The sequence below is a fragment of the Streptomyces sp. NPDC047042 genome (assembly GCF_040644035.1).
In the GTDB taxonomy this organism is placed as follows: domain Bacteria; phylum Actinomycetota; class Actinomycetes; order Streptomycetales; family Streptomycetaceae; genus Streptomyces.
This window is the reverse complement of the sequence record NZ_JBEYVP010000045.1, coordinates 75,070-86,435: the sequence shown is the minus strand read 5'-3', so window position 1 is coordinate 86,435 and position 11,366 is coordinate 75,070. Positions and strand designations below refer to the sequence as shown.

10 protein-coding genes and 1 pseudogene are annotated in these 11,366 nt (G+C 69.8%); 6 read left to right on the top strand and 5 right to left on the bottom strand.

Annotated features, from left to right (window positions below; translation table 11 throughout):
- The 3 genes from ABZ855_RS39530 to glgB form a co-directional block, all read left to right on the top strand.
- A partial coding sequence (locus ABZ855_RS39530; RefSeq protein WP_360815793.1) for an alpha-glucosidase C-terminal domain-containing protein occupies nt 1-126 on the top strand: 126 nt, incomplete at its 5' end.
- A 170-nt stretch (nt 127-296) separates the two neighbouring features.
- Nucleotides 297-1,775: a maltokinase gene (locus tag ABZ855_RS39525; protein ID WP_360815779.1), complete on the top strand. Its 1,479-nt coding sequence runs from the start codon at nt 297-299 to the stop codon at nt 1,773-1,775.
- Between the two features lie 56 nt (nt 1,776-1,831).
- On the top strand, nt 1,832-4,276 hold the full coding sequence (gene glgB, locus ABZ855_RS39520) for a 1,4-alpha-glucan branching enzyme (protein WP_360815777.1): 2,445 nt from the start codon (nt 1,832-1,834) through the stop codon (nt 4,274-4,276).
- A 112-nt stretch (nt 4,277-4,388) separates the two neighbouring features.
- Here glgB and ABZ855_RS39515 read toward each other — a convergent pair whose 3' ends face one another.
- The 5 genes from ABZ855_RS39515 to ABZ855_RS39495 all read right to left on the bottom strand — a co-directional run bounded on the left by ABZ855_RS39515 (nt 4,389) and on the right by ABZ855_RS39495 (nt 9,795).
- Nucleotides 4,389-5,819 (bottom strand): cytochrome, encoded by a 1,431-nt coding sequence (locus tag ABZ855_RS39515; RefSeq protein ID WP_360815774.1) that lies wholly within the window; start codon nt 5,817-5,819, stop codon nt 4,389-4,391.
- 105 nt (nt 5,820-5,924) lie between these two features.
- The gene (locus ABZ855_RS39510; RefSeq protein ID WP_360815772.1) at nt 5,925-8,225 is read right to left on the bottom strand and encodes a UvrD-helicase domain-containing protein; all 2,301 of its coding nucleotides are present in this window, start codon (nt 8,223-8,225) and stop codon (nt 5,925-5,927) included.
- 223 nt (nt 8,226-8,448) lie between these two features.
- Entirely contained in the window at nt 8,449-8,763 is a 315-nt protein-coding gene (locus ABZ855_RS39505) for a thioredoxin domain-containing protein (protein ID WP_360815791.1), read from the bottom strand.
- A gap of 14 nt (nt 8,764-8,777) precedes the next feature.
- Nucleotides 8,778-9,206: a MerR family transcriptional regulator gene (locus tag ABZ855_RS39500; protein WP_360815788.1), complete on the bottom strand. Its 429-nt coding sequence runs from the start codon at nt 9,204-9,206 to the stop codon at nt 8,778-8,780.
- Between the two features lie 73 nt (nt 9,207-9,279).
- Nucleotides 9,280-9,795 (bottom strand): Lrp/AsnC family transcriptional regulator, encoded by a 516-nt coding sequence (locus ABZ855_RS39495; RefSeq protein WP_360815770.1) that lies wholly within the window; start codon nt 9,793-9,795, stop codon nt 9,280-9,282.
- Between the two features lie 72 nt (nt 9,796-9,867).
- Here ABZ855_RS39495 and ABZ855_RS39490 point away from each other — a divergent pair, with 72 nt between their 5' ends.
- The 3 genes and pseudogenes from ABZ855_RS39490 to ABZ855_RS39480 all read left to right on the top strand — a co-directional run bounded on the left by ABZ855_RS39490 (nt 9,868) and on the right by ABZ855_RS39480 (nt 11,361).
- Nucleotides 9,868-10,800, top strand: coding sequence for an NAD-dependent epimerase/dehydratase family protein (locus tag ABZ855_RS39490; protein ID WP_360815767.1), 933 nt, complete (start codon nt 9,868-9,870; stop codon nt 10,798-10,800).
- 87 nt (nt 10,801-10,887) lie between these two features.
- Nucleotides 10,888-10,995, top strand: a pseudogene (locus ABZ855_RS39485) (RNA-binding protein); the annotation flags it as partial.
- Nucleotides 10,996-11,166: 171 nt separating this feature from the next.
- Nucleotides 11,167-11,361 carry a hypothetical protein gene (locus tag ABZ855_RS39480; protein ID WP_360815764.1) on the top strand — a complete coding sequence of 65 codons (195 nt, stop codon included), beginning with the start codon at nt 11,167-11,169 and terminating at the stop codon, nt 11,359-11,361.
- The last annotated feature ends 5 nt before the right edge of the window (nt 11,362-11,366 follow it).

Genomic DNA, 11,366 nt, shown 5'->3' with positions numbered 1-11,366 from the left:
CCCGTCGAACTCATCGGCGGAGTCCGCTTCCCCGCCATCGGCGAACTCCCCTACCTCCTCACCCTCGCCGGCCACGGCTTCTACTGGTTCCGGCTGCGGAAGGACGCGACGGACCCCGCCGGGTAGGACGCGGTAGCGCTGCGTGCATGTAGTCGTCCTGCGTACTCGTGCTTGGCATACACGGTCGTACGTGGTCGTATGTGGTCGTAAGTGCCGAACCCCGGCGGGCCGGTTTCTCCCGCCCCGCCGGGGGCACGCATCAGTCACACCCCGCCCCGGGCAAAGGACGCGACGCCATGTCGGAAGCCATCACCCGCTCCGCCACGACAAGTCCCGACCTCCTCACGTCCCTTGATCCACTGCTGCGCGAATGGCTGCCCAGACAGCGCTGGTTCGCCGGCAAGGGACGCCCGGTCACGGACTTCTCCCTGGTGTCGGCCACCGAACTGCTGCCGATCACCGGACAACTGGGCCTGTACCACCTCCTCGTACGCGCCCATCAGCCCGCGCTGCACGGCCCCGGTGACTGCTACCAGCTGCTCATAGGCGTGCGCGAGGCGCTGCCACCGCGACTGGCGCCCGCGCTGATCGGACATGTGGACCGCGGCCCGCTGAACGGCCGGACGGTGTACGACGCCCTGTACGACGCCCGGCCGGCCGAGGTGCTCCTGGAGGCGATGCGGACCCGGGCACGGATCGGCTCGCTGCGCTTCGACCGCGACGGGGGCGAGGGCACCGCGGGAGGCGAAGGCACCGCCGGAGGCGAAGGCACTACAGGGGGCGAGGGCACTGCCGGAGGCGAGGGCGAGATACCGGCGGGGCTGGTGGCCCGGATGGTGACCTCGGAGCAGTCCAACTCGTCGATCGTCTACGGCGACACATTCATCCTGAAGCTGCTCCGCCGGGTCGTACCGGGCGTCAACCCCGACCTGGAACTGCCGCTGGCCCTGGCCCGCGAGGGCTGCCCCCGGGTGCCGGCCCCGGTGGCATGGATACGCGCCGACGCCACCGGGACGACCGCCCCGGACGCGGAACCCGACGCCGAGGACAGTTACGTACTCGGCGTCCTCCAGCCCTTTGTGCGAGGCGCCGCCGACGGCTGGGAGCTGGCGCTGCGTGAGCTGGCCAAGGGGGAGGACTTCAGCGCGGAGGCACGGGCGCTCGGGCGGGCCACCGCCGAGGTGCACCTGGCGCTCGCCCGCGCCCTGCCCACCACGACACTCGGCCACGCGCAGCTGCGCCCCCTGGTCGACGGCATGATCGAACGCCTGGACGCGGCGATCCAGGCCGTACCGGCCCTCCACCCCTACGGGCCCGGGCTGCGCTCGGCCTACGAGGCGCTGGCCGACCTCGCCGCCGAGGGCCAGACATGGACGGCCCAGCGCATACACGGCGATCTGCATCTCGGGCAGTGTCTGCGTTCGCCGACCGGGGAGTGGTCGCTGATCGACTTCGAGGGCGAGCCGTCGAAGTCGCTCGCGGAACGACGGCTGCCGCAACCGGCGGTACGGGACATCGCGGGCATGCTCCGCTCCTTCGACTACGCCGCCCACTCGCTCCACCCCCGCTCGCCCGACTGGGCGGCGGCGTGCCGGGCCGCGTACTGCGCCGGGTACGCGGAGACCTGCGGCCGGGACCCGCGTACCGATCCCGTACTGCTGCGGGCGTACGAGACGGACAAGGCGGTCTACGAGGTGGTGTACGAGGCACGGCACCGACCGGACTGGCTTCCGGTGCCGATGTCGGCGATACACCGGCTGTCCGCACCCGGCTGAAACTCCGCGTCACCCGCCACCCCCCCCTCCGCCTCACCTCCGAAAGGCCCCCGCCTGTGACCCCGCGCCCCCCGTCCGACGGCTCGAAGAAGACGAAGAAGACGAAGGACAAGAAGACGAAGAACAAGGCGGGCAAGAAGGTGACGGAGACGCCGGAGAAGACGGGGAAGGTGACGGAGAAGGTGGCGAGGACCCCGGAGAAGGCGGAATCCCCGGAGGCGCCGGACACGCCGGAGACCTCGAAGACGTCCACCTCTCCCCTGGTCGAGGCGGCGCCCCCGGTGGAGGTCACTCCGGAGAGAGCCGTGCTCCTCTCCTCCCCCGCGTTGGACGCCATCGACCGCGAACGGCTGCTGGCCGGTACGCATCACGACCCGCACTCCGTGCTGGGCGCGCATCCGGTGCCGGGCGGGGTCGCTTTCCGGGTGCTGCGGCCGTTCGCACGGTCGGTGACCATCGTCTCCGGGGAACTGCGGGCCGAGCTGCACGACGACGGCGACGGTTTCTTCTCGGGTGCGCTGCCGCTGCGGGGCGTACCGGAATACCGGCTGGTCATCGCGTACGAGGAGCAGGTGCAGGAGGTCGAGGACGCGTACCGGCTGCTGCCCGCGCTGGGTGATCTGGACCTGCATCTCATCGGCGAGGGCCGGCACGAGGAGCTGTGGCGGGCGCTGGGCTCCGAGCCGATGACCCACCAGGGCGTCACCGGCACCCGCTTCGCGGTGTGGGCGCCGAACGCGCGCGGGGTCCGGGTGATCGGGGGCTTCAACTTCTGGGACGGTACGGCGTATCCGATGCGGTCGCTGGGCTCCACCGGGGTGTGGGAGCTGTTCGTGCCGGGGGTCGGCGAGGGCGAGCTGTACAAGTTCGAGATCACCCGCCCGGACGGCTCGAAGACGCAGCGCGCGGACCCGATGGCCCGGCGGACCGAGGTCCCGCCCAACACGTCGTCGATCGTGCACAGTTCGCGCCACGAATGGGAGGACGCCGAGTGGCTGGCGCGGCGGGCCGAGGTCCCGGCGCACGAGGGCCCGCTGTCGATCTACGAGGTGCATCTGGCGTCCTGGCGACCAGGCCTGACGTACCGTCAACTGGCTGAGCAACTACCCGCGTACGTACGGGATCTGGGCTTCACCCATGTGGAGCTGATGCCGGTGGCGGAGCACCCCTTCGGCGGTTCGTGGGGTTACCAGGTCACCGGTTTCTACGCGCCCACGGCCCGGCTGGGCACCCCGGACGACTTCAAGTACCTGGTGGACGCCCTGCATCGCGCCGGAATCGGCGTCCTGATGGACTGGGTTCCGGCCCATTTCCCGCGCGACGAGTGGGCGTTGGCCGAGTTCGACGGACGCCCGCTGTACGAGCACGAGGACCCGCTGCGGGCCGCCCACCCCGACTGGGGCACCCTCGAGTTCGACTTCGGCCGGCGCGAGGTCCGCAACTTCCTTGTGGCGAACGCTGTTTACTGGTGCGAGGAGTTCCACATAGACGGCCTGCGGGTCGACGCGGTCGCCTCGATGCTCTACCTCGACTACTCCCGCGAGCCGGGCCAGTGGACCCCGAACGAGCACGGAGGCCGGGAGAACCTGGACGCGGTCGCCTTCCTCCAGGAGATGAACGCGACCGTGTACCGGCGGGTCCCGGGGGTCGTGACGATCGCCGAGGAGTCGACGGCGTGGGACGGCGTCACCCGGGCCACGCACCACACCGGCCCGGGCGGCTTCGGCGGCCTCGGCTTCGGCCTGAAGTGGAACATGGGCTGGATGCACGACTCGCTCGGCTATGTGCAGCACGACCCGGTCCACCGCAAGCACCACCACCACGAGATGACGTTCTCCATGGTGTACGCGTACAGCGAGAACTACGTCCTGCCGATCTCGCACGACGAAGTCGTCCACGGCAAGCGGTCGTTGGTGTCGAAGATGCCGGGCGACTGGTGGCAGCAGCGGGCGACCGAGCGGGCGTACCTCGCCTTCATGTGGTCACACCCCGGCAAGCAACTCCTCTTCATGGGCCAGGAGTTCGCCCAGGGAGCCGAGTGGTCCGAGGCCCACGGCCCGGACTGGTGGCTGCTGGATCCCGCGTACGGCGCGGAGGCGGACCATCGGGGCGTACGGGATCTGGTGCGCGATCTGAACACGGTGTACCTCGACACCCCGGCCCTCTGGCAGCAGGACACCGTCCCGGCGGGCTTCGAATGGCTGGTCGGGGACGCGGCGGAGGACAACGTCTTCGCCTTCGTCCGCTACGACGCGGAGGGCGTCCCTCTTCTGTCGATCAGCAACTTCTCGCCGGTCGTCCGCCACGACTACCGCATCGGCGTCCCGGAATCGGTCCCGGCCTGGCAGGAAACCCTCAACACGGACGCCCTGCGCTACGGCGGCTCCGACATCCACAACGCGGCCCCCCTGAAACCGGACCCCCAGCCCTGGCACGGCCGCCCGGCGAGCATCCGCGCGACGCTGCCGCCGCTGGCGACGGTGTGGCTGCGCCCGGCGTGACGTACGCCGGGCGATGGCGGGATCCGCCGTAGCTTCGGGCGGCAAGGGTGGAAAGGGTGGCGGGGGTGGAAAGGGCGGCGGGGCGAGGCGGCCTCCGCCGCCCAGCCGTTCGTCATCGTCCGCCGAACATCAACCTCCGCAACGCCCCCAGCAGCCCCTTCACCTGCTGCCGGTCCCCTGCGGACGGCACCGGCTCCCCCACCGCGTCCGTCTCCCCCTGTAGCCCTCCACCGACGCCGGCACCGGCGACTCCCCGCCCCACCACGCCGCTCAGCTCGTATCTCACCGGCAGCAACCGCAGTCCCCGTACCACCGGTCCCGTCCGCCACGGCAACTGGTCCGCCGGCAACGTCAGTTCGGCCTTCTCCAGGTGGTCGAAGATCCGTCCCACCGCCGTACTCACGATCATGCCGCCCAACTCCCGTGCCGCGCTGGGGCATTGGTGCACCCCGGCACCCCACCCCAGATGCGCCCGCGTGCTCACGGCCGAACCGACCATGTGGGACGACCCGATCGCCATCAGATCCCCGTGCGCCGCTGCGGCCGACGGCGAGACGATGTCCCCGCCGCGGATCCAGAAGTTCCCCAACTCCACGTCCCGGGCCGCGAACCGGAAGCACATGTTGGCGACCGGCGGATTCACCAGCGCCGCCCGGTTCACGGTCTCGCCGAGCTGCCCGGCCGACAGGCTGCGCCGCACGGTCGCGTTCCCGCGCAGCACCTCGAGGAGCGTGTTCAGCACCATGTTGCCGGTGATGTCGTTCAGGTACACCGCGTTCATGAACAGCTCGCGCCCCAACTGCTCGTCCGACAGCTCCGGGTCGGCCAGCAGCATGTACGACGTGAGGTCGTCCCCGGGCCGCGCCCGCCGGTGCGCGGCCAGCCGGGTCATCGCGGCCAGCGCGCGACCCGTCGCCGGACCCGAGTCCGGCCCGCCGTCCAGCATCCGCCACATCTCCATGACCAGCTCGTCCCCGAGCTCGACGGGGCACCCGAACAGCTTGGTGGTGACCATCAGCAGCAACGGCCGGGTGTACTGCGCGCCCAGATCGGCGAACCCCACCGTGCCCGACTCGGCCGCCAGCATCCCGATCAGCTCGTCGGCGTACCGTGCGACCGTCGCCCGCAGCTCCCAGCCCTGCGGGGTGTGCGCGTCCTGGAACGGGCGCAGCGCCGTGTGATGGGTGTGGCGGGCGGCGAGGTGTTCCTCGTCGTCCATGAACATGGTCTGCCGCACCTCGTACCCCGCGAGCAGCGGCCAGTCCGGCGGCAGCCGGCCCTGCGCCCGGGCCCGCCAGTACCTGATGTCACGCCGCCACACGGTCTCGTTCCGCAGTACCTCCAGCACCTCGCGGTAGTCGAGAACCAGCCATACCGGGACGCCCATCAGTCCCACCGGCGCCACCGGTCCGTACGTGCGCCGCAGTCGCGCGTACACCCCGCCCGGGTCGGCGTCGAACTCCGACGTCAACAGCGGTTCCACGGGCATCGACTCGAGCGCGGGACTGTCGGCGGGCGCGGTGGTGAACGGATGGGCTTCCATACCGACACGCATACCGCACCAACCGTGCACGTGCAGTGACCATGGCGCGAACTGTTACGTCTTGGTGACCCTTGGTGCACGCTCGCCCCTCAGGTCACACGCGCCTCACCCCTCCACAGCAACAGCGGCAGCGACATCAGCGGCGGCCAGCGCCACCGGCACTTCCCCCCGGTACAGCACGCCCACACGCTGAGTGGCCCGGGTGAGCGCCACGTACAGGTCGCTGGTACCGAAGGCTCCCGGTTCCACCACCAGCACGGAGTCGAATTCCAGCCCCTTGGCCTGCCGGGGATCGAGCAGCACGACACTCCGCGTCAGATCGGGCTCCGCGCCCGCCTCCACCCCGTCCAGCCGCTCGGCCAGTTCCGGGTGCAGCTCGCGCGGCGCGATCACGGCGAGCCGCCCCTCGACGGGCGTCAACTCCCCGACGGCCTTCTCCACGGCACCGGCGAGCTCCACGAGAGCGGTCGGATCTGCCGGATCCGCCAAATCCGCCGGACCCTCGGCGCCGCCGACGGCCCGTACCCACGGGCGTACCCCGGTCGACCGCACGGACGTCGGCGGTTCGAAGTCCGGTCGTTCCGCCCGCACCACGGCCGCCGCGAGGTCCATGATCTCGGCCGGTGTCCGGTAGTTGACGCCCAGCCGGGCGTGCTCCCAGCGGTCCTGGACGTAGGGCTCGAGGATGTCCGACCAGGCGCCGACGCCGCCGGGCTCGGCGGTCTGCGCCGGATCGCCGACGAGTGTCATCGACCGGGTGGGGCTGCGCCGCATGAGGAGCCGCCACGCCATGGGCGACAACTCCTGTGCCTCGTCGACGATGATGTGGCCGAACGCCCAGGTCCGGTCGGCCGCCGCCCGTTCGGCGGCGCTGCGCAGATCGTCCTCCTCGTGCCGCTCGGCGAAGCGTTCCGCGTCGATGATGTCGTGCGCGGACAGCACCTCGGAGTCCTCGGCGTCCAGGTCCTCGAACTCGTACGTCCGGGAGGCGTAGGAAACGTCCAGCACCCCCTGTGCGTAGGCGACTTGGCTGCTGCGCTCGCGTTCCGCCCGGGCCCTGGCGACCCGGTCGTCCTCGCCGAGCAGCTCCGCCGCCTCGTCGAGCAGCGGTACGTCGGCCGTCGTCCAGGCCCGGGTGACCGGCCGCCGGATGGCGTCCGCGTCGGCCTCCGACACGTAGCCGTCCGGTGCGGCGAGGAAGTCCGCGACCAGTCGGCGCGGGCCGATGCGTGGCCACAACTGGTCGATGGCCGCCCAGACTTCGTGGTTCTCGGCCAGGTCGTCGCGGATCTGGGTGATGTCACTGGGGTCGAGGAGGTTGCTGCCGTCGTACGGGTCGGTGCCGATGCGTTCCGCGACCATCTCGGTCAGCGTGTTGAGGATGTGCCCCTCGAAATGCTCGCGCGCGACGTTGTGCGGCAGCTTCGCCTCGCGGGTCCGCTCCCGGGCCACGTTCACCAGTCCGGCGTCGAGCATCAGAATGTCCCGGTCGTGCTCGATGGCGATGACCGGGTCGGGCAGTCCCTGCCGGTCGCGTACGACGGCCGCCAGCACGTCGGCCATGTCGGCGCGCCCCTTCACGGTGGCGGCGCGGGGCGTGTCCGTGAGGGTCGCCTTGACGCCCGGGAACAGCTCGCCGACGGTCGCGAGGAGCACCCCGGTCTCACCGAGCGAGGGCAGCACCTCGCCGATGTAGCCGAGGAAGGCGGGGTTGGGTCCGACAATCAACACGGCCCGTTTGGCGAGGAGTTCGCGGTGCTCGTAGAGCAGATAGGCGGCCCGGTGGAGCGCCACGGCGGTCTTGCCGGTGCCGGGCCCGCCCTCCACGACCAGCACACCTCGGTGCGGGGCGCGGATGATCTCGTCCTGCTCCGCCTGGATGGTCTGCACGATGTCGTTCATCCGGCCGGTGCGGGCGGAGTCGAGCGCGGCGAGCAGTACGGCGTCGCCTGAGGGGTCCTCGTAGCCGGTGCGGGTCTCGTCGCCGAGGTCGAGGATCTCGTCGTGCAGGCCGGTGACGCGCCGCCCGTCGGTGCTGATGTGGCGGCGCCGGCGCAGGCCCATCGTGGTGTGCCCGGTGGCGAGATAGAAGGGCCGGGCGACCTCGGCCCGCCAGTCGATGAGCATCGGGGTGCGCTCGGCATCGTCGGCGCGCAGTCCGATACGGCCGATGTGGTGGGTGACGCCGGAGGTGAGATCGATCCGCCCGAAGCAGAGCGATCCGTCGACGGCGTTCAGCGCGGCGAGCAGCCCCGACCGCTCGGCGACGAGGACGTCCCGTTCGAGCCGGGCCTGCATCGGCGTACTGCCCTGCGCGAGCGCGTCCGTGACGGAGTGCTCGGTGTCGCCGCGCAGGACGTCGACGCGGGCGTAGAGCCCGTCGACGAATTCCTGTTCGCCGAGCAATTCATCGTGAGTTGATTCCGTGTTTGCGCCCCTGTTTGACAATTCCGCTCCCGCTCGGATATACTCTGCTCATTGAACTTTTCCGCGACTCGATCAATCTGATCCACAATCTGATCTCGCTAAAGTCGCGAACCATTGAATATACGCAGAGAAATCCCCCGAGCGCAATCGCTCGGGGGATTTCTTCGTAGCAGAGTCGCATCAGAGTCGTATCGGAGACATGTCAGAGCACGTCGGACAGTTCCTCCAGCAATCGTCTTTTCGGGCGGGCCCCCACCATCGACCGCACCGGCTCCCCGTCCCGGAAGACCATGAACGTCGGCATGGACAGCACCCGGTACGCGTTCGTCGTCAGGGGGTTCATGTCGACGTTGAGCTGGACGACCTTCAGCCGGTCGGACTCCTCCGCCGCCAGGGCGCTCAGCACCGGGGCCATCTGGCGGCACGGTGGGCACCAGTCGGCCGTGAACTCCACCAGGACCGGCAACCCCGCCCCGATCACCTCCGCCTCGAAGTCCGCGTCCGTCACCTCGGCCACGCCCGCTGCCCTGATCATCGCGTCCGTCCTCCCCACTCGCATGCCGGTTCCGGACCGCCCGGAACCGCCGCCTCGGCCGCCAGCTCGTCGCGCGCCCGTTCGGCGCGCGTCAGCTGCTCGCCGACCTTCGCCCGTACCGACTGCAACTCGCCGATCAGCGCGTCGAGTTCGTCGAGCTTGCGGCGGTAGACGGCCAGCGACGCGGGACAGGAGTCGCCCTCCGGGTGCCCCGCCCGCAGACAGTCCACGAAGGGCCGGGTCTCCTCCAGGTCGAACCCGAAGTCCTGGAGCGTCCGTATCTGCCGGAGCAGCTTCAGGTCTTCCTCGTCGTAGGAGCGGTAGCCGTTGTCCGCGCGCCGCGCGGGCAGCAGCCCACGCGACTCGTAATACCGCAGGGTCCGTGTGGTGGTCCCGGCCCGCGCCGCCAGCTCGCCGATTCGCATGCCGATTCGCATACGTACGAACGTAGTCCTTGACGCCGACGTCAAGGCAAGCGCGCCGGGCTCGCCTGTTCACTCACCCCGGGGGCAGCAGCGGTTTCCCCACCACCGGGGACGACAGGACGATCGACGTCGTCGTCCGCCCCAGCGCCGAGGTCCGCTCCAGGACCTCCTCCAGATGGATCGTGTCCTCGACGGCCACCTTGAGGATCCAGCAGTCCTCGCCGACCACGTGATGCACCTCGGTGACCTCGGGGCGGGCGAGCAGCTCCAGCGTCCTCGGGTGTTTCAGGGTGTATCCGCCGTGCGGGTTGACGCGGATGAACGCCTGGATGCCGTAGCCGAGGCGCGCGGGAGCGACCCGGGCGCCGTATCCGGTGATCGCGCCCGCCGACTCCAGCCGGCGCACCCGCTCCGTGACCGCCGCCGGGCTCAGCCGCACCCTTCTGCCCAGCTCGCTCAGCTTGATCCGGCCGTCGCTCTGGAGGAGTTCCAGGATCTGCCGGTCCAACGCGTCGAAGGCCACCGACGTTTCGTTGGCCGCTGCTCGCAGCCGCCGTGGTTCTTTCGGCGCCTCGGCCGGATGTCCCATGACTTCCCCTTCAGAACTCGTTCGTCCACCAGGAGAATTATGATCACAAGGTCCGCTACGGGGAGGAACATCATGCGCGACGTATTGGTCATAGGCGGCAATCGCTATTTCGGAAAGCGGCTCATCGACCGCCTGATCGCGGCCGGAGACCGGGTGACCGTTCTCAACCGGGGCTCCGCTTCTCCGCCCGCCGGGGCAATTCACCTTGTCGCCGACCGTGATGACGAGGTCGCCCTGAATTCCGCTCTCGGCGACCGCACCTTCGACGTCGTCGTGGACCAGGTCTGCTACACGCCCCGCCAGGCCGACATCGCCCGGCGCGTCTTCGCGAGCGGCCGGACCCGCCGCTATGTGATGACGTCGACGATCGAGGTGTACGAGTACGAGGACTCCCTCGTCTACGAGGACACCGTCGTCCCCGTGCGCGAGGACGCCGTCGATCCGCGTACCGTCCCCGTCGATCTCCAACTCCCCTGGCACAAGCCGGAGTTCCTCGACACCCACTACGGCGAGGGCAAGCGCCAGGCCGAGGCGGTCTTCGCGGCCGGCGGTACGGAGTTCGCGTACACCGCCGTACGCGTGGCCCATGTCCTGGGCGGCGCCGACGACTTCACCGGCCGGCTCGACCACTATGCCCAACGCATCCGTACCGGCACCCCGATCGCCGTACCGGCCGAGAACCGGCCGGCGACCTACATCCACGTCGAGGAGATCGCCGACTTCCTCTACTGGACGGTGGGCCAGAACTTCACCGGCCCGGTCAACGCCGCGTCCCACGGCCTGCTGACCACGGAGGAGTTGTGCGCGGCGGTGGCCCGGCACATCCCGGACGGCAGGACCGTCTTCCAGACCGTCGAGGTCGGCCAGGTCTCCCCGTTCTCCTTCGCCCGCTCGTACGGCATGGACAACTCGAGGGCCACGGAACTCGGCTTCACCTTCGGCCATGTACGGGAGTGGCTGCCGCGAGCGGTGGGGGAGACGTTGGGGGTGGGTGAGGATAATTGAGGTGAGGCTCGGGGTGGGGGTGGGGTCGGTGAAATTGGTGTGCTCGGAGAGGGAGTTGGCCTCTACCCCGCGATTCTCGACGGCCGGCACAGCGCGGGGATGCGGGCGGTGCTGGGGGATCCAGGGTTCGCGGTGGACGACTCGACGTTGGCGGTACTGGAACGGTTCAGCGTGGTGGCGGATCTCCGCGTCTGAGGGTTCTCGCCCGCGCCGCCCCTACCCGTTGCCCCGGGTCAGCCGTTTTTTCGGCCCGGAGACCCAGAACTCCTGGTTGGTCCGCACGTCGTAGAACTTCCTGCCGCCTGAAACGGATGCGAGATGATGGCGTGCACACCAGGCAGCGCTCATCCCCTTTCGGAGGCCACCGTGACCGCTGATAGTCCAACACTGTGCCTTTGTGGCTGCGACACCGCGATCGCCGAGGGAAGCACCTTCGCCTCCGGCCACGACAGCACGTACATGTGGCGGATACTCCGCGAGGACTTCGGCGACGGCAAAGGGGTCAGCGAGCGCTTCCTCGACTGGTACCTGAAGAACAGGCCCAAGACGTCGACATCATGACTGGT